This is a genomic window from Lysinibacillus sp. NPDC056232 (genome assembly GCF_042267565.1).
Classification (GTDB): Bacteria; Bacillota; Bacilli; order Bacillales_A; family Planococcaceae; genus Lysinibacillus.
The window spans coordinates 71,233-88,993 of the sequence record NZ_JBHJTF010000012.1 but is presented as its reverse complement, the minus strand read 5'-3'; the positions used below and the strand labels follow the sequence as shown (position 1 = coordinate 88,993).

Sequence of the window (17,761 nt, the reverse complement as noted above, 5' to 3'; positions counted from 1 at the left end):
TGTTGGGTAAATCAGTTCCATAGTTTTATAACGTTTCTTGACATTCCAATCTCCACAGGTACAATTAAACTTAGGAATAAGGAGGGACATGCATGGCTCGTTTTGCTGCATTTATAGTAATGCTTATTCCAGGTCTTATGGCTGCAGGTGGCATTAAATTTATGCGTGATACATTATTTGGTAAGCTCATCTCACCTTTCCCATTTTTATGGCTACAATTTGTCGTTGGCATTATTCTCTTTGTTATAGGCTTTGGCTTTTTCGCAGGATTTTTACTTCACCGCGATCGAAAAAATGGAAAAGTGGCTCCGCGCTTCCAAAAAAAATAAAAATAGCTATCCTATTAAGTCTCAACAGACTTATTGGATAGCTATTTTTATAGTCATTCAAAACGTAAACAACACATGTTTATTTGTGCGAAAGCGAAGCTTCAGCAACGACTTCGCCAAGGTGAAATTGATTAACGTTGTTGTCTCTCAATTACTTTATCCGGAAAATCAGTAATCCAACCAATTACAGAAGGATGCGGATTCGTTAAAAATGTTTCATTTCCATCAATTGCATAAAAACGACATGCTTTATCACTCGCTACACAAGCCTCTAAATATCTTGGTTTATAATACTTTTTATGCATATGAACACTATCAATTGCTTTGTAATCACTAAGCAAATCCCATTTTAATTTTTTCGTTGCTATAAGTGCTGTTTCATAGTCTGGCTTATATTGTTTCACAATCTCTAGAAGCTCATAGTGAAACGATGAAAAATGACTGCCAGTAGGCAAAGTAAGCCCATGAAGCATTTGAATAAGTGCGCTTTTATTATCAAGGATTGTTGATTTTAATTCGATATTAAGGGGAAACTGTTGAGAATTTGCCCATGCTAAAACAACTTCAAACGTCGGAATTTTATACGTTGAAAATAATCGTCTCCACGGCTTCCCAAGTTTAAAGCTTACTAGCTCCTCTTTCGTACATTCGTTCACAAGCTTATTGATACCAACCAATCTTGACAGCTGTGGATCATGAAACACTACTGGAATGCCCTCTTTTGAAAGCTGGATATCTAATTCAATTCCATCTGCCCCAAGGTCTAATGCCTTTTCAAAAGACTTCAAGGTATTTTCAAGTGCATACGCTGAAGCTCCACGATGGGCAAATACAGGAATAAAAGATTCACTAAGCATTTAACTCACCAAACTCAATAAGAAATTTACCCTTTTTCACCTTACTTAATAAGGATGATTTTTTGCCAATTTGAATATAGGTACCAGGATAAGCTTCCTTCGTAACAGTAATTTCCTCTTTTCCAGCATGACGCATTTCATCCATTATTAGCTTAACCTCACGATCAATGGTCACTGCATCCGCTTTCAATTTTGCTAAAATTTGTTTCGTACCCTCAAATGTAGCTATTTGCTCCTTAGACATTTGGTTTAGGAGTGGCAATAAGTTTTTTATTTTCCCCTCGTACTCAGAGATTTCCGATTGCAGTTGCTTAAGCTTTCCCGCCTTCTCTTGCATAATAGAATAGCTTTCCTGTTTATTGACGCTTTCGATGATTAAATCCGTTCGACGCTCTAAACGATTTCCTGAAATGGCAGTAACGATTGTATTTTTTGCTACTGCACGGCCTCCAATAATTTTTCCTTTTCGTTCGTCCACAAAGATAGAATGGGCAGTTAGCTGGGATCCCAATGAATAAAATCCTATATGGATACTGTCAGCTGCAACTAGATTTGCCTCATTGACATGCTTAACGAAAATATTGCCGCCTGCCTCTACAATAGTTGAGCCTAAACCAAAAATCCCTCCACGAATATAAACGTCACCTTCAATGGATTTAATCAGTTTGGCACCGCTTACACCTTCAGCACCCTCGATGGAAATATCTCCAGTAGCAATGACTGTATAGCCTGATGTAACTGTTCCTCTAATGCTTAAAGAGCCATTAAATTCGAGATTCCCTGTTTCAACGCCAACGTCCCCATGAATTGGCAAATGTCTATTAACACCAATCATGCCTTTGACATCATCTAATACACCAGCTATTTTTGAACGGATGACAGTCTTCCCATCCTCTTCCACCTCATAAGCCGATTTTTTATCATATCGTATAGAAGAATCACGACCCGGTACTGCAGCCATCATTTCACCTAGTACATTTTCCCCTGTTTTACCTAATGTCGCAGGTATTTTCTCGCCTAGCCACGAACCTTCGGATATTTCAGAAATAAAGTTCATGTCATAATAATCAGCTTTGCCATCTTCGCGAATTACTGGCTTTCTCTCTGGTTTAGGTAAGTATGTAATTTGTGCATCTGTCCCTGCTACTGGTTGTGTACCTTGAGCAATTAAAAATGCTTTTCCTGTCTCAATCTTAGAAATATCAAAATTTAATATTCCATGAACAATTCCTTCGTTTTCGATAGTTTCCAGAATTTGTTCCGTTAATTTCTCTTTATTCTTTAGAATATAATCATGTGGTTCATAGACAAATATTGAGGCAGACATTTTATCTCGTGCAACTTCAGCTTCAACATTAGGAAGCCAGCGTCCAATTTCAACAGGGCTTGTGCTTTCAGTTGCTAAGACATTTTTTAATATTGAAAAATTCGACAACTTAAGTCGGGGATGACTTCGTAAAATACTATCAAATTCTTTTAATGGAAAACCGGCACTGTAAGTAAACATATATACCTTGCCATTTTCTTCCGTTATTTCGAATTTATCATTTCGAACTAGAATCAAGCTACCTCCTCCTTCCCTCTAACTGTAAGTATATACAATCTATTTACATTTGTTTAGAGACAATTGTCACTACTCAGAAAGAAGATACACGTACTTTATAAGCAATATATACATCCACCATTTTCATTTTCACATCATTATTAGTCGATTTATACTATATAAAAGCAAGGTTTTACTCAGTCTTCAAAATTTCACTGTCCACATTGTATACATTTCACTGTTAATAATCAGGAAATTTACTTAATTTTTAACTAACCTAAATAATTGATAATATATCTGTCATAATTTTCATAATCATACTTAGGCCTTCAATACTAAATAAACATGCCCTGGAAACCGTTTATACAGACGTTCGAATAAAGTTGAATGATGGTTACTAGCCCTACTCTAGAATAGCCTCAATGTGAAGGTGCGCACCTAATTGATCAAAATTTAGGAGCTGCTCACGTGTCATATAGTAAACGCTAATGCTTCCATTCATTCCAAGCCGCACTTCAAATAAATTATCTTCTATTTGTGTTATTTCTAACGAGTTTTTTTCGTCAAGCTGTATGTTTACGCTTTTCATATGTTATCACCCCATTAAGTTATAAACGATCAACAGCATTGTTGATCGTTTAATTTATTACTTTCCTAATACATGTTCCGCTAACACACTTTGAATTTTATATATGTTAGTTGATTTATTAAAATTTTTTTGTATCGGTAATTCACTACCGGAAACCCAAATTTTTAACTCTGCATCAAGATCAAATGTTCCCGCCGTTTCAACTGAAAAATGAAGAATACTCTTATACGGAATTGAATGATATTGTGTTTTCTTTCCAGTGACTCCTTGTTTATCGATTAAGATAAGTCTTTTATCCGTAAAAATAAACGTGTCTCTTATAATTTTATAGGCATTCTTAATTATTTCATTAGGTGTTAATAAATCTTTAACTTCTTCCCGTAATTTTTCTAGATTAACTTCACTAGCATTACCTATTATACCATCAAATAATCCCATCTTAACTCCCCCTCCAAATGTCCATCCTCCATTTAAAATATGAGATGTTTTTTCCATAAATTCAACACAACTCCGTTAAACGATCCTATTTATAACTTCGAATAAGCAGCAATTTCCAATTGACTAAATACTAAAATAGTGTAAAATTACACTACAAGAGATGTTTTAGTGGATAAATTTGAGCAAATGGTTTGTAGCTTCAATTTTACTCGGAATAATAGGGAGTATTCCATTTTTCAATAAGCAAAACAAAGCCTATCACACATCAATCAAGGACTTGTGCGTAAAAAATGATTATTGTTAAGAAGGAAGCAACAATAAAGAAGGGTGACGTAAAATGAATAAAAAAAAGATATATATTACAATTAGTATCCTAATTGCTGTTATTGTCATTGCTATTCCAATGGGTTTTATTTATGTGCTAAACAATGGTAATCCATATACAAAATACATCGCTAATAAGTATGTTCCAGAATATTTGGAAGAGAAGGGATATACAGACGAAAAAATTGAAGAATCACATTATGTTCAGCCAAAGTACTTAATAAATAAAGATTTTTTTCATGGACATTATATGGTTATTTTTAAAGATGAGCCGAATACAACCTATTATTATGGAATAACTAAAAAAGGAAAACAAGTTCAGCAATTTTGTGAAAAAGACAGACTTTCATTAGATGGTGTTACTGAAATATTTGAGGGTGAGACAAAATATAGTGAGAAAGAATGTAAAAATTCTTTAGATAATAGAGATTTATAATGATAAGTCCAAGTTGAGACTCCCACCCCTAAAGGGATAAGCTGACAAAAAATTAATACGTTAACAAGGACTATTATCTCCTTTTCAACAATAGAATCAATAACCACTAGGACTTGTGCGTAAAATTACACACAAGTCCTTTTTCACGCTACCTCTATCCCCACCACATAGCTATTCAATAACGATTAGGCATCAGTGATACTGAGTTCCTGCTTTAAGTAATTTCGCAAAAAAGACACCCTTTCACTTTTTGATTTTCAAGGAAACCAATAAATGTAGGCGTGTCAAATTCACATGTTCGTATTTAGTTAATTATAAGTTATGACATTATTGAAGAAAAAATAAGCTGATCTATATACGTTTATTTAACACCCCAATTGCTGAATAAGCGAGAATCTACATTACCACGTTTCTCACTTTATTAACTTATATCAATTATTGTGCATATGTAGTGTTACTGTCTCTTTTCAACAAATAACAAAATTAGTGTTGCAAATGGGCCTAATACAAGAGAAAGTAAAAACCAATTTAACCCCGTTCTATTTTTCCCTTGTGCAAGGGCAGCATTTATCAACGCCAATGTACCCCAACCTACGAAATATTGGTTATCCATAATCCGCCCCCTATCTCATTTAACGATACCGCACCGTTAGTGTACATTTCTTCACAAATTTGATTATAACACATCCAAAAAACACGCTTCACAAAAGGTGCAAATACTGTTAATTTGTGACATCTCCATTAAGGATCGCCCTATCAAATCACAAATTATTAATTTCACTATCTTCCTCTTTCATCATTAGCTACGTTTTTAACAGCAACCACGATTTAAGTTGATTCTGATTTTCTGCGAATAATAAACAAAGCGCTGTTTTCCCGACTTTGTTTTACGTAATAACAACGCATTACCCCGCAAATCTATATCAGATGCTACAACTTCCAACAATTCACCTATCCTAGCTACAGTATCAATGATTAATCGAGCTATTACCCAATCGCAGTACTGATCGAATTTCGTAACGTCGAAAGAACGGATATACTGTTTTCATTCATTATCTTCGAGCATAACTTTGATTTTTCGCTTCGGTTTAACATTCTTCAAATCCTTCAAATGATTGCTGCGAATAGAATGCATTTATGTTACGTATATAATTCGCTATTGTCGTTTTACTTACCAGCTTGCCAAAATCGCCTCGTCGTTCTGGGTAGTTTACAGGCGTTTCTGCAGCACTTATCTCGAACCTGCCTCTTTCTTCGATAGAACGAATATAAGCGTGTATATGCTCTATCTTGTCGCTTTTAACGTCATCTATTCCGACTTTATCTAAGAGATACCTTTAGTCTAAGTGTTTGTTCATACGATTTTGTGTTTTAGGCGAAAGACCTTTTGCAGAAAAATCCAACAAACATAAAAAATACGCCCCCTCAAACAGTGGCGTAAACTGTCTAAAAAGGCGTTATAAAATATGCAGTATAATTGCTATAAATAATAATTTTATGGTCATTCTCCGCTAAGCCAAACCTATAACGATTAGCTCGCCATCATATCAATACGAATCTTGTCAGCGATCATGGCAATAAATTCGCTATTTGTCGGCTTCGATTTTAAATGATGTACTGTATACCCAAACATCGACGAAATCGATTCATAATTGCCACGATTCCATGCGACTTCAATAGCATGACGAATCGCACGTTCAACTCGTGATGGCGTTGTATTGAATTTTTTAGCAATTTCTGGATATAAAATTTTCGTCACAGAGCCTAATAACTCGATATCTTCGAATACCATCTGAATAGCTTCTCGCAAATAAGAATAGCCTTTAATATGTGCAGGAACGCCGATTTCTTTAATAATGGCTGTAATCGTGCTATCTAATTGATGTTGATTTAATTTTTGAGGTGCCGCCGGTTGTAAAACGCTTGACTTTTTAGGAAGTGTTGCCTTCTGTCCAGCACAATGTAAGATTTTTTGAACCAATTGATCAAATTCAAATGGCTTTAGCATGAAATAAGATGCACCTAAGTCTACAGCCTGTTTCATCACATCTTCTTGACCAAAAGCAGTTAACATTATAACTTGAACTGATGACATTCGTTCATTTTGATAAATCGACTCTAAAACAGCTAACCCATCAAGATGTGGCATTATAATATCTAGCAATAAAATATCCGGTGTGAATTCCTCTAGCATTTGTAAACAAACTTTTCCATTTGAAGCAGTTGCAATGATTTCAATTTCAGGATGTCCTTGAAAATACTGCTCCATCGTTTTTAATAACTCACGATTATCATCTGCAATCGCTACTTTAACCTTTGTCATTTAAATTCCTCCTTCTGAACTGTGCTTCGAATATCACCTCAAAGCGTTACCTACCCCAATGCTTTTTTTGCACACTGTGGAATTTTCGACATTTTTGTTTTAAAAACCTTTTCTATTTCCAAAAATGAGTATGTAGTCCGATACTTTCTTTTAATATCGACAAGTTATGATAAATATTTGCAAAGCGTCAAATGCTTATACAATTTATTTTAGTGAAAAAATGGAGATAAAACTACAGTTTTTTTAAAATTCCCTCCGAAATAAGTTTCCCACCTCTAAACGTGATGTGACAGCATCAGTGAAAGTGAGAGATGAATTTCGATTAGGTGTAGCAGTTGTCTCTTTTTTTGCCATGATATAATTAGCTTTAGATAGATGAAAGATTGTTATATCAAAAAAATTGTACAATAATAATCATAATCATTCAGTGTTCTTGTTCTAGTCGTAAAATACCGTAGAAAAGTGAAGGATGATGTCATTTCTGATTATGCGAAAGTTATGTCTGTTCGACTGGAATGAAGATTACAATATCTTCTTGGTCGAATGGAATCACGATATGGTCATCAATGCTTATATAAGAAAATAAGGCATGAAGTGAGGTGATTCGATATGGCAAACAAAGCCTATAAGTTTCGTCTGTATCGAACGCAAGAGCAAGAGAAACTTCTTGCGAAAACTTTCGGTTGTGTTCGTTTTGTCTACAACAAAATGCTTTCGGAGCGAAAAGAAATGTCTGAGCAGTTCAAGGACGACAAGGAAGCGTTAAAGAGATAAAAATTCCCGACTCCCGCTAAATATAAAGAGGTGTTTGCATTGCTTAAAGAAGTTGATAGCCTTGCTTTGGCAAAGGCTCAACTGAACTTGCAGCAAGCATATAACAATTTCTATTCTGGTCGTGTTGAATTTTTGAAGTTCAAAAATCGTAAGGCAAAACAATCCTACACAACCAATGTGGTAAACGGAAACATTATGCTTTTTGGTGGCTCTATCAAATTACCGAAACTGAAACTTGTAAAAATAAAACAACATCAAAAAATTCCGTCTCATCATCACATCAAGTCTTGTACGGTATCTCGAACTAAAACGGGAAATTACTATGTTTCCTTTCTTACCGAATATGAACATCGACCTATACAAAAAGAAGTACAAGATGTTGTTGGATTAGATTTTTCCATGAATGGCTTATTTGTCGATAGCGAAGAAGGTAAGACAGCCAATTACCCACATTTCTATCGTCAATCCTTGGAAAAAAACGCTATGATTGCGTGGTGATCGAAGACCTCAGCATGAAGGGGATGTCACGAGCCCTCCATTTCGGTAAAAATGCAGATAATGCATGGGGCATGTTTACAACATTTCTTAGGTTCAAGTTAGAGGAGCAAGGGAAAAAGTTGATCAAAATAGACAAGTGGTTTCCATCTTCAAAACTTGTTCCTATTGTGGTCAAATAAAGGAATCTCTATCCCTTTCTGAGCGTGTGTTCCACTGTGATTGTGGGTTTGTAGCAGACAGGGACTGGAATGCCGCCATCAACATTAAACATGAAGGATTGCGGTTATTATCCTTAGCGTAGCAAAAAGAACTTTTGGAACAAGAGGGATAGCTCGGTCAGTTTTCGTTGGCTACTAAAAGCAACGATGAGTCGAGAAGCCCGCACTTCAAAATCGTTAGGTTTTAAGTGGGGGGCAGTTCACTATCGCTAATCACTTCATAAATAAACGAAATACTTGATGAACAATAATATATTTTCACGAAAGAATGGAGCCACCTCTTGGCAGCTCCTTCGTTTAAGATGATTTTTTTAACATTTCCGCTACAGTAATGGCCGCTCCTTTTTTCGGCTCCTCCACAAACATATGCGTAACCGCACCTACAAAACGACCGTCTTGAATGATAGGACTGCCACTCATTCCCTGTAAAATACCACCTGTTTTTTCAATGAGCTTTTTGTCAGTGACTATGAATTCAAGGCGTTCATTTTCAACCTTTATAATTTCAATTGAAAAAGTTTCCACTTTACTGCCCTCGATCGCCGTAGAGATTTCTGCTTTTCCTGCTTTTATATCCTTTTCATGCATAATTTCAATTGCTTTAGGTAAACTTTTTTGATAACCGTCTTCCCAACGGCCGAAGATTCCATAAACTGTATTTTTATCTATACTCCCTAATCGATCCTGATGTTTTTCAATGGAGGATATTTTATAGCCAGGTTGGCCAGGTATACTTTTACGAATTTGTTGAATCGAAGCTAAAAAAATGGAGCCAGCATGGAATATAGGGGCTTCTTGTAAGGTTGAATCAACGATTTGGTGGCCTAACGCACCGTAATTTTTTGTCTCTGGATCAATGTATGTCAATGTTCCTACTCCATCTGTTTCATCTTTTAGAAAGGAAATAACATGTTCAGCTTCTTGCTCCTGTAACTCAAGTGTCACTTCTTTTCCTTCATTTTTTATCGTCCATTTCTGTTGTCCTTGTCGAGCAACAGCTTTTTTGGCATCTGCAAGCGTTTTTACAGTAATATCATTTATTTTTTCAATAACAGCGCCTCCCTTCATCCATTGATTGGAAGCTAATAGCACATCATGCGCTACAAACACATGTGATAACTGAAGTTGAATCCCAATTGCTTCGCCCATCGGAATAAGCTTTTTGGCGGCAAAAACCTTTACAGGCATGAATAATAAAACAATGAGCATAGGTAAAATGACAAATTGACGCCAACGACGATACATACGACACCTCCTTTTTGTTTTTGTCTTTTTACTATGTGTTGTTGTGGAATTCTTATAAGCGGTAAATATTTGTGCAAAAAGAAAAAACCCAGAAACAACGAACTGTTTCTGGATTCTTTGCTATCTCATTTGTTTTTTTCGTTCATTCGCCATTTTTAAGAGCTCTGTTGCATGCTGCAATGTTAAATCTGTAATTTCCGCTCCAGATATCATGCGACTGACTTCTTCGATACGAGCATTTGTATCTATTTCCAGCAATGACGTAAATGTTCGATCATGCTCGACTTCTTTTTTAATAAAATAATGATGATCGGCCATCGCAGCCACTTGCGGTAAATGCGAAATACATAAAACTTGAGAGTTAATGGATACTGCTGCAATCTTTTCTGCGATTGCTTGCGCTACTCGACCACTTACACCTGTATCTACCTCATCAAAAATAATAGATGTAATGCCATTTGAGGATGAGAAAATCGTCTTTAACGCAAGCATCATACGCGATAATTCCCCACCAGAAGCAATTTTTGGCAAAGATTTTGGCGGCTCGCCTACATTCGTAGAAATATAAAAAATTACTTGGTCTTTTCCGTTCGCATCAAAGAAAGGTAATTCATCAAAATTAACAATAAATTTCGCTTTTTCCATATGTAATTCACGCAGTTCGGCCATAATAGCTTCACTTAAATTATGTGCAGCACCCTTCCGTACAGTAGAAAGTTCTGCAGCAAGCTCATCAAGTACTGCTTCCATTTCCAGCACTTTTCGTTCTTTCACTTGCAAAATTTCGTCTCGATTTAAAAGCTCATTAAGCTCTGTTTTAATTTTATCGTAATACGCTAAAATCTCTTCGACTGTTGAGCCATATTTGCGCTTCAAATTTTGTAATAAAGCTAAACGTTGCTCAACCTCATTTAAACGAGCAGGATCAAATTCTAATTCATCCAATACATTTTTGACCTGGTAAGCAGCATCCTGTAACGCATAAAATGCAGTCGTGACAGATTCTGATGCCTCTTTAAATTGCTCGTCAATAGTCGCAGCATCCTCTAAAGCACCCATTGCATTGCCAATCCAATCAAGGCCTTTTGATTCACCTTGAATTGCTTCATAAGCTGCACTGGAGCGTTCGAAAATCTTATTGAAATTCATTAGACGACGACGTTCATCAAGAAGCTCATCTTCCTCGCCAAGCTTTAAATTGGCATCCTCCAGCTCTTTCATTTGGAACTGATACAAATCAATACGTTGCGCCATTAACTGCTCATCAATCGAAATCGAAGCTAATTCTTTTTTTAGTGAACGATATTCATCATATTGAGAACTGTATGCTTCTTGAATTGGTGTAAGTTGTTCCTCGGCAAAGTGATCAAGTAAATAGATATGCTGTTTCTCATCCATTAACTCTTGATTTTCATGTTGACCATGAATATCGATAAGGCTAGCCCCTATATCACGTAAAACAGATAATGGCACAAGTTTACCGTTTACTCGACAAACACTTTTTCCAGAATCATTTAAATCACGGCGTAAAATAATGGTATCTTCTTCAATTTCAATGCCTGCATCTTCAAGTTTCTTATGAACAGGATGCTCAGAACTTGAAATTTGAAATAAACCACCTAATTCAGCCTTTTTAGCGCCATGACGAATAAATTCGGTATTTCCTCGTCCGCCAGCAAGTAAATGCACTGCATCGATAATAATGGATTTCCCTGCCCCTGTTTCACCTGTTAAAACAGTTAAACCACCTGAAAAACTAACGGTTAAATCCTCGATGATGGCAAAGTTTCTTATACTAAGCTCTCTTAACACAAAATGTCACCTCTGTATCAAATTACCCTGCTATTTTATAGCATGTCTAATAAGCGATTTTTAGTATTTTCACGCTCATCTTCATTACGACAAATAATTAAAATAGTATCGTCTCCAGAAATAGTCCCTAAAATTTCAGGCCAATCTAAATGGTCAAGTAGTGATGCAATAGCATTGGCATTACCAGGAAGAGCCTTCATTACTAAAAAGTGTGATGCACCGTCAATGCTGACAAAAGCATCAGCTAACGCACGATGTAATTTTTGTATAGGATTGAATCGTTGGTCTGCGGGCAAGCTATATTTATAGCGTCCATCCTGTAAAGGCACTTTAACAAGATGAAGTTCTTTAATATCACGTGATACGGTTGCTTGTGTCACATTATAGCCTGCATCTTTTAAAAAATCGACTAAATCATCTTGTGTTTCGATTTCATGATTGGCAATAATATCCCGAATTCGTATATGTCGCTGTCCTTTGTTCATATCGGTCACCTCTTATAAATAGTTGAATATTTGTATATTTACACTACCATTTTAAACATAAAAGCACAAGAAAAAACACGGCTCTATAAACGAGCACGTGTTATTTTAGTGCACTATGCGCTTCTTCTACGAGTGCATTAAAAGCTGTATATGCAGAGATATCTTCATCACCAATAGGATTCACTAAATGGAATAAAAATTCAATATTCCCCTCGCCTCCTGTAATTGGTGAAAACGAAGCATCCTTCACGACAAAGCCAACCTCTGTCGCCATTGCAGCTGTCTTTTCTAAAACTGCTAAATGTACTTTTTTATCACGAACAATGCCTTTTTTACCGACATTCTCTTTCCCAGCTTCAAACTGAGGCTTCACCAGTGCCATTACATCGCCACCTGGCATTAACACTGTTTTTAAGACAGGTAAAATAAGCGATAATGAAATAAAACTAACATCAATTGTTGCAAAATCTGGCAAGCCCTCTGTTAAATCTGCCGCTGTCGTATAACGGAAATTTGTTTTTTCCATTACAGTTACACGCTCATCAGAACGGATTTTCCATGCTAGTTGGTTGGAACCAACATCTAATGCATAGCAATGTCTTGCACCATTCTGTAATGCGCAATCGGTAAATCCTCCTGTAGAGGAGCCAATATCAAGCATTAGCTTCCCCTCTACAGACATATCAAAAATTTGTAGCGCCTTCTCAAGTTTCAAGCCGCCACGACTAACATATTTTAAATCAGAGCCTTTTACTTGTAGTGGTGCATCTATAGCGATTTTTTCTCCCGCCTTATCGATGCGAATTTCTTTAGAAAAAACAAGCCCTGCCATAATAGAGCGCTTTGCTTTTTCTCGCGTTTCGCATAGCCCACGCTCTACAAGTAAAATGTCTACACGTTCTTTTGGATGTTTTGTCATTATTTTTTCAAACCTACTTGCTGTTTTTGTTGAAGTAACACATGCAAACGTGCCACTGTATCTTCAGCCGTCATATGAATTTCAGCGAGAAGCTGATCTACATTACCATGCTCAATAAAATGATCAGGGATTCCCATACGATCGATTATTGCAGTTAAATAGCCATGGTCATGGGCAAATTCTAATACACCACTACCAAAACCACCTTGTAGAACTGCCTCTTCAATCGTCAATATTGGTTTACGGCTTGTTAATATACGGTGAAGCATATCCTCATCCATTGGTTTAATGAAACGAGCATTGACTACTTCTATCTCTACACCTTGCTGCGCTAAAATATTGGCTGCTTCCATTGCCATAGGAATCGTCGTACCAAAGGTTAAGATTGTAGCATCCTTCCCTTCGCGTAATACTTCCCAGCTACCAATTGGTAACGTCATAAGCTCATCATCTAACGGAACGCCTATACCATTACCACGTGGATAACGTAACGTAATTGGACCATCATTATATTCAATGGCTGTTTTCACCATATGTTGACCTTCATTTTCATCTTTTGGCATCATAATTGTCATATTTGGGATATGACGAAGGAATGCAATATCAAATACACCCTGATGTGTTTCACCGTCTGCGCCAACTAAGCCTGCACGGTCAATTCCAATAAAGACATTAAGGTTTGGACGTGCGATATCATGTAGTACTTGGTCATAGGCACGTTGAAGGAATGTTGAGTAAATAGCTAAAAATGGCTTCATTTTTTGCGTTGCTAGACCTGCTGCCATCGTGGCTGCATGTTGTTCGGCAATCCCAACATCAAAGAAACGCTCTGGGAAATCCTTTTGGATGCCTTGTAGTTTTGAGCCTACTGGCATTGCAGGAGTAATTGTGACAATTCGTTTATCCTCATGGGCAATTTTACGAACAGTCTCGGCAACCAAACTACTCCACGCTGGACCTTTCGCCTCTGACTTTACAAATGCACCGTTTTCAATTTTATAAGGACCTGTCCCGTGCCAGTTACCAATTGTATCATCTTCAGCAGGTTTATAACCTTTGCCCTTTTTCGTAATCACATGAACGAGCACTGGGCCTTTTACTTTTTTAGCTTGTGATAATGTTGTCTCAAGAGCTTCAAAATCATGTCCATCAATTGGTCCTAGATATTTAAAGCCTAGCTCCTCAAAGAACACACCTGATACCACTAAATATTTTAAGCTATCTTTGACACGCTCTGCAGTTGAAGCAAGCTTACCGCCTAGCACAGGAATCTTATTCATGAGGGATTCCAGTTCTTCTTTTGCTTTTGAATATTCCTTGGCTGTACGAAGACGTCCCAGAACATTGTGTAACGCTCCGACGTTTGGAGCGATTGACATTTCATTATCGTTTAAAATGACAATCATATTGGTTTTAGCATGGCCGATATGGTTTAATGCCTCTAGTGCCATACCACCAGTTAAAGCTCCATCCCCAATAATTGGTATCACGAAGTTCTTTTCACTTTTGATATCACGTGCTGCTGCCATACCCATGGCTGCTGACAAAGATGTCGAGCTATGACCTGTCTCCCACTCATCATGTTCACTCTCCACACGCTTTGGAAAACCACAAAGCCCTTGGAACTGACGTAATGTATCAAATTGACTTGCACGACCTGTCAAAATTTTATGCACGTAAGCTTGGTGGCCAACATCCCATAAAAACTTATCTTGTGGACTGTCAAACATTTTATGGAGCATAATTGTTAGCTCCACAACACCTAGATTCGGTCCGATATGACCACCTGTGACAGAACATTTTTCGATTAAGAAGGTACGAATTTCTTGTGCAAGTCGCTCAAGCCCCTTCTTATCTAAGCTTTTTAAAAAGGCTGGACTAGTTATCTGATTTAAATCCACCTTTCTCACACACCTTTTCAATAAATTATTCACCGTAATTGTGTTTCCACCATTATAACAGTGTTATCAATATGCTAAAAGTACGAACACTTTATTGTTTGCACATTGGCAAACGCCCTCACCTATTCTAGCATACTCTATGCCTTTAACGCCTCGTTTTTCTCCTAGTTTTTACGATGAACAATATAGGCTGCAAAATCACGTAATAAGCTGGCATCCACTGACAATTTATCTAGTGCGTTATTAGCATGCTGATAATGCTCAGCAAGCTTTTCTTTTGCCCCATCTAAAGTTAAAAGAGCTGGGTATGTGCTTTTATCACTTGCTACATCTTTACCTGCAGTTTTACCTAGTTCTTCTGTAGTTCCCTCAATATCTAAAATATCGTCTTGAATTTGGAAGGCAAGGCCGATATGATGCGCATATTCCTTTAAAGTTTCGCGCTCTTTTTGCGTTACATCAGCTAACACCGCTCCCGCTTCAATACTAAATCGTAGTAAAGCGCCCGTTTTATTAATATGGACATGCTCAAGCTCAGCTAAGTTCAACTGACGCTTTTCACCTTCTATATCGAGTACTTGACCCCCAACCATACCTTCTGCACCAGCTGCTACACTTAACAGATTGACAAGTTCAATACGTTTTTCAGCGGATACATCCATGCGTGCTAAAATGCCAAACGCAAGTGTATTCAACGCATCACCTGCAAGTGTCGCTAATGCCTCGCCATAAACTTTATGGTTTGTTGGCTTTCCTCGACGGAAATCGTCATTATCCATACTTGGTAAATCATCATGGATTAACGAATACGTATGGATGATTTCAATGACTGATCCTACAGTTAAACCATCCTTTAAATTCTGATTATAGAGTTCAAGAACAGCCAATACGAAAAGAGGGCGAATACGTTTACCTCCAGCTTTTAATGAATAAAGCATTGATTCTTTTAAATTGGCTGGCGCATCAATTTTCTCAACTAGTGCAAACATTTCAGCTTCAACTTGTGGTATGTTGCTTTCAATAAAATGCTTTAATTGCTCGTTCATTTCTTAGTTCTCTCCCTTTAGCGGATCAAATGCTGTAGTTTCACCTGTCTCTTGGACAATAGAAATTAACTGCTCTTCAGCATGTTGCAGCTTGCTATGGCAAAATTGTGATAGCTCCATACCTTGTTTATATAAATCAATCGCATTTTCTAGCGGCACATCACCTTGCTCTAGCTGGCGGACAATTTCCTCAAGTGCCGTCATAGCTTCTGCGAAATTTTGTTGTTTCTCTGCCACAATTATTCCCCCTCATTTTTTGGCAAGATCTTTACCACATCAGCAATAACCTTTCCATCATGGAAGGAAAGTGTTAATTGATCCTGTAGCTTTACATCAGCTGCTGATTTTAACATTTGATGATCTTTATAAGCTACCGTAAAGCCCCTTGTTAAAATGGCAAGCGGATTCAATGCTTCTAAAGTTCTGACGGTTGCCTCAAATTGTTGTTTTTGCTTCGTTACATAATGCGTTGTAGCACGAGTTAATTGTTGGACGTGTGCTTCTAGCTCTCGTTGATGGAAAGCTAATGCCTTTTTCGGTGAGTGCTGCTCTACCGCACTACGTAATTGTTGAAACTGCGCTGTTTTCTTCATCAAATCGACCTGCATTGCTTTTTGCAATCCCGACTCAAGCTGTGCTAGTCTTTCCGTGAAAGGTCGATATAGACGTTCTGGCATTGACAACGGATAAGATTGTTGTAGCTTATTTAGACGTTGTCGTTCTGCCATAAGTTGCGCTCTTACTATTTGATGGAGCTGTGATTTTTGTGTAAGTACCCGCTGAAATAAATCCTGTTGATCAGGTACAGCCATTTCAGCCGCTGCCGTTGGTGTCGGCGCACGCAAATCAGCTACATAATCTGCTATAGTCGTATCCGTTTCATGACCTACCGCACTAATAATAGGGATACGACTTCCAAAAATCGCTCGTGCGACAACTTCCTCATTAAATGCCCACAAATCCTCAATCGATCCACCGCCCCGTCCAACAATCAGTACATCGCAACTCTCATCGCTATTTGCGCGCTCAATATTGTGAACAATATTTGGCGCTGCTTGTGCTCCTTGTACAAGGGTAGGATAAATAAAAATTTCAGCAAGTGGATAGCGTCTCTTTAGTGTTGTACAGATATCTCGAATGGCGGCACCTGTTGTCGACGTTAAAACACCGATTTTTTCCGGAAACCTCGGAATTGATTGTTTCCACTCAGGTTTAAAAAGCCCTTCTTTTTGTAACTGCTCTTTCAGCTGGTTAAAGGCAACAAACAAGCTACCGATTCCATCTGGTTGCATTTCCTGTACATATAATTGATATGTACCGTAGCCTTCGTAAACGTTTACATCCCCTCGGATAAATACTTGCATACCTTCCTTGGGTTCAAACGCCAACTTTCCGGCTGCTGATTTAAACATTGTAGCCGCAATTCGTGCTCCATCATCCTTTAATGTAAAGTAAATATGCCCTGATTGATGAATCTTGACATTGGATAGCTCGCCCTTTACATAGACTTCACGTAAATGCGGATCAGCATCAAATTTCCGTTTAATATATTTTGTTAATGCTTTTACAGTTAAATAAGAAGCAGATGACATTTTTCCGGCTCCTTTACTAAAATCAAGTTTTTCACAAAACTACACCTATCATAACATTTTTTATTGCGCCTGACGTGTCAAAATGCAGTTTCGGTTAAAAAAACGACTGTCTTGTATAGAATTGAAAACCTTACTATAACATATCTTAAGATTTCGTATTAGATAAAGTATGTCTTTTCGGCAAAACGAGGGGTTAATTTCCGTTCTGACTGAGCGCTTTCCTGGGGACGGATAAAACCGCCGAAGCGACGGATAGATCTGTCAAAGTGACGGTAAGTACTGCCGGAACGACGGATTGAACCGCCCGAGCGACGGTAAGAATCTGAAGCGACGGATAGATCTGTCAAAGTGACGGTAAGCACTGCCGGAACGACGGATTGAACCGCCCAAGCAACGGTAAGAATCCGAAGCGACGGATAGATCCGTCAAAGT

The 17,761-nt window shown here is 37.5% G+C and carries 16 protein-coding genes and 2 pseudogenes; 4 read left to right on the top strand and 14 right to left on the bottom strand.

The features are described 5' to 3' along the window. The first annotated feature begins 92 nt into the window (after positions 1-92). Entirely contained in the window at positions 93-329 is a 237-nt protein-coding gene (locus ACFCYJ_RS11530; RefSeq protein ID WP_079561768.1) for a DUF2627 domain-containing protein, read from the top strand. Positions 330-460: 131 nt separating this feature from the next. Here ACFCYJ_RS11530 and ACFCYJ_RS11525 read toward each other — a convergent pair whose 3' ends face one another. The 4 genes from ACFCYJ_RS11525 to ACFCYJ_RS11510 all read right to left on the bottom strand — a co-directional run bounded on the left by ACFCYJ_RS11525 (position 461) and on the right by ACFCYJ_RS11510 (position 3,756). Further along, positions 461-1,186, bottom strand: a complete 726-nt coding sequence (locus tag ACFCYJ_RS11525; RefSeq protein WP_376074111.1) for a glycerophosphodiester phosphodiesterase — start codon at positions 1,184-1,186, stop codon at positions 461-463. Beyond that, positions 1,179-2,750 (bottom strand): flagellar assembly protein A, encoded by a 1,572-nt coding sequence (locus ACFCYJ_RS11520; protein ID WP_376074110.1) that lies wholly within the window; start codon positions 2,748-2,750, stop codon positions 1,179-1,181. Before ACFCYJ_RS11520 ends, ACFCYJ_RS11525 begins: the two co-directional genes overlap by 8 nt. A gap of 382 nt (positions 2,751-3,132) precedes the next feature. Then, positions 3,133-3,318, bottom strand: a complete 186-nt coding sequence (locus tag ACFCYJ_RS11515; RefSeq protein ID WP_376074109.1) for a hypothetical protein — start codon at positions 3,316-3,318, stop codon at positions 3,133-3,135. 57 nt (positions 3,319-3,375) lie between these two features. Beyond that, positions 3,376-3,756, bottom strand: a complete 381-nt coding sequence (locus ACFCYJ_RS11510; protein ID WP_376074130.1) for a PH domain-containing protein — start codon at positions 3,754-3,756, stop codon at positions 3,376-3,378. Between the two features lie 337 nt (positions 3,757-4,093). Here ACFCYJ_RS11510 and ACFCYJ_RS11505 point away from each other — a divergent pair, with 337 nt between their 5' ends. Then, complete coding sequence (locus ACFCYJ_RS11505; protein WP_376074108.1) at positions 4,094-4,516, top strand: DUF3139 domain-containing protein; 423 nt, start codon at positions 4,094-4,096, stop codon at positions 4,514-4,516. Between the two features lie 454 nt (positions 4,517-4,970). Here ACFCYJ_RS11505 and ACFCYJ_RS11500 read toward each other — a convergent pair whose 3' ends face one another. Both ACFCYJ_RS11500 and spo0A read right to left on the bottom strand, forming a co-directional pair. Continuing rightward, complete coding sequence (locus ACFCYJ_RS11500) at positions 4,971-5,129, bottom strand: hypothetical protein (RefSeq protein ID WP_376074107.1); 159 nt, start codon at positions 5,127-5,129, stop codon at positions 4,971-4,973. Positions 5,130-6,047: 918 nt separating this feature from the next. Continuing rightward, complete coding sequence (spo0A, locus tag ACFCYJ_RS11495; RefSeq protein ID WP_376074106.1) at positions 6,048-6,839, bottom strand: sporulation transcription factor Spo0A; 792 nt, start codon at positions 6,837-6,839, stop codon at positions 6,048-6,050. 432 nt (positions 6,840-7,271) lie between these two features. Between spo0A and ACFCYJ_RS11490 the strand changes: the two are divergent. Both ACFCYJ_RS11490 and ACFCYJ_RS11485 read left to right on the top strand, forming a co-directional pair. Continuing rightward, a pseudogene (locus tag ACFCYJ_RS11490) lies at positions 7,272-7,398 on the top strand (IS200/IS605 family transposase); the annotation flags it as partial. A 50-nt stretch (positions 7,399-7,448) separates the two neighbouring features. Beyond that, positions 7,449-8,412: pseudogene (locus tag ACFCYJ_RS11485) on the top strand (RNA-guided endonuclease InsQ/TnpB family protein). 214 nt (positions 8,413-8,626) lie between these two features. Here ACFCYJ_RS11485 and ACFCYJ_RS11480 read toward each other — a convergent pair. The 8 genes from ACFCYJ_RS11480 to xseA form a co-directional block, all read right to left on the bottom strand. Next, the gene (locus ACFCYJ_RS11480) at positions 8,627-9,574 is read right to left on the bottom strand and encodes a SpoIVB peptidase S55 domain-containing protein (RefSeq protein ID WP_376074105.1); all 948 of its coding nucleotides are present in this window, start codon (positions 9,572-9,574) and stop codon (positions 8,627-8,629) included. Between the two features lie 120 nt (positions 9,575-9,694). Continuing rightward, positions 9,695-11,386, bottom strand: a complete 1,692-nt coding sequence (recN, locus tag ACFCYJ_RS11475) for a DNA repair protein RecN (RefSeq protein ID WP_376074104.1) — start codon at positions 11,384-11,386, stop codon at positions 9,695-9,697. Positions 11,387-11,421: 35 nt separating this feature from the next. Further along, positions 11,422-11,871: a transcriptional regulator AhrC/ArgR gene (gene ahrC, locus ACFCYJ_RS11470; RefSeq protein WP_053483721.1), complete on the bottom strand. Its 450-nt coding sequence runs from the start codon at positions 11,869-11,871 to the stop codon at positions 11,422-11,424. Positions 11,872-11,971: 100 nt separating this feature from the next. Beyond that, positions 11,972-12,790, bottom strand: coding sequence for a TlyA family RNA methyltransferase (locus tag ACFCYJ_RS11465; protein ID WP_376074103.1), 819 nt, complete (start codon positions 12,788-12,790; stop codon positions 11,972-11,974). Beyond that, a complete protein-coding gene (gene dxs, locus ACFCYJ_RS11460) occupies positions 12,790-14,691 on the bottom strand; it encodes a 1-deoxy-D-xylulose-5-phosphate synthase (RefSeq protein WP_376074102.1) in 1,902 nt (633 codons plus the stop codon). Before dxs ends, ACFCYJ_RS11465 begins: the two co-directional genes overlap by 1 nt. 164 nt (positions 14,692-14,855) lie before the next feature. Further along, on the bottom strand, positions 14,856-15,737 hold the full coding sequence (locus ACFCYJ_RS11455) for a polyprenyl synthetase family protein (protein WP_376074101.1): 882 nt from the start codon (positions 15,735-15,737) through the stop codon (positions 14,856-14,858). A gap of 3 nt (positions 15,738-15,740) precedes the next feature. Further along, positions 15,741-15,974: an exodeoxyribonuclease VII small subunit gene (gene xseB, locus ACFCYJ_RS11450; protein ID WP_376074100.1), complete on the bottom strand. Its 234-nt coding sequence runs from the start codon at positions 15,972-15,974 to the stop codon at positions 15,741-15,743. Positions 15,975-15,976: 2 nt separating this feature from the next. Further along, positions 15,977-17,329 (bottom strand): exodeoxyribonuclease VII large subunit, encoded by a 1,353-nt coding sequence (gene xseA / locus ACFCYJ_RS11445; protein ID WP_376074099.1) that lies wholly within the window; start codon positions 17,327-17,329, stop codon positions 15,977-15,979. Positions 17,330-17,761: the final 432 nt, after the last annotated feature.

Bases quoted from the DNA above. Each gene is read 5' to 3' on its own strand.
- ACFCYJ_RS11530 (WP_079561768.1), top strand. From the start codon at position 93: ATGGCTCGTTTTGCTGCATTTATAGTAATGCTTATTCCAGGTCTTATG.
- ACFCYJ_RS11525 (WP_376074111.1), bottom strand. From the start codon at position 1,186: ATGCTTAGTGAATCTTTTATTCCTGTATTTGCCCATCGTGGAGCTTCA.
- ACFCYJ_RS11515 (WP_376074109.1), bottom strand. From the start codon at position 3,318: ATGAAAAGCGTAAACATACAGCTTGACGAAAAAAACTCGTTAGAAATA.
- ACFCYJ_RS11510 (WP_376074130.1), bottom strand. From the start codon at position 3,756: ATGGGATTATTTGATGGTATAATAGGTAATGCTAGTGAAGTTAATCTA.
- ACFCYJ_RS11505 (WP_376074108.1), top strand. From the start codon at position 4,094: ATGAATAAAAAAAAGATATATATTACAATTAGTATCCTAATTGCTGTT.
- ACFCYJ_RS11500 (WP_376074107.1), bottom strand. From the start codon at position 5,129: ATGGATAACCAATATTTCGTAGGTTGGGGTACATTGGCGTTGATAAAT.
- spo0A (WP_376074106.1), bottom strand. From the start codon at position 6,839: ATGACAAAGGTTAAAGTAGCGATTGCAGATGATAATCGTGAGTTATTA.
- ACFCYJ_RS11480 (WP_376074105.1), bottom strand. From the start codon at position 9,574: ATGTATCGTCGTTGGCGTCAATTTGTCATTTTACCTATGCTCATTGTT.
- ahrC (WP_053483721.1), bottom strand. From the start codon at position 11,871: ATGAACAAAGGACAGCGACATATACGAATTCGGGATATTATTGCCAAT.
- ACFCYJ_RS11465 (WP_376074103.1), bottom strand. From the start codon at position 12,790: ATGACAAAACATCCAAAAGAACGTGTAGACATTTTACTTGTAGAGCGT.
- ACFCYJ_RS11455 (WP_376074101.1), bottom strand. From the start codon at position 15,737: ATGAACGAGCAATTAAAGCATTTTATTGAAAGCAACATACCACAAGTT.
- xseA (WP_376074099.1), bottom strand. From the start codon at position 17,329: ATGTCATCTGCTTCTTATTTAACTGTAAAAGCATTAACAAAATATATT.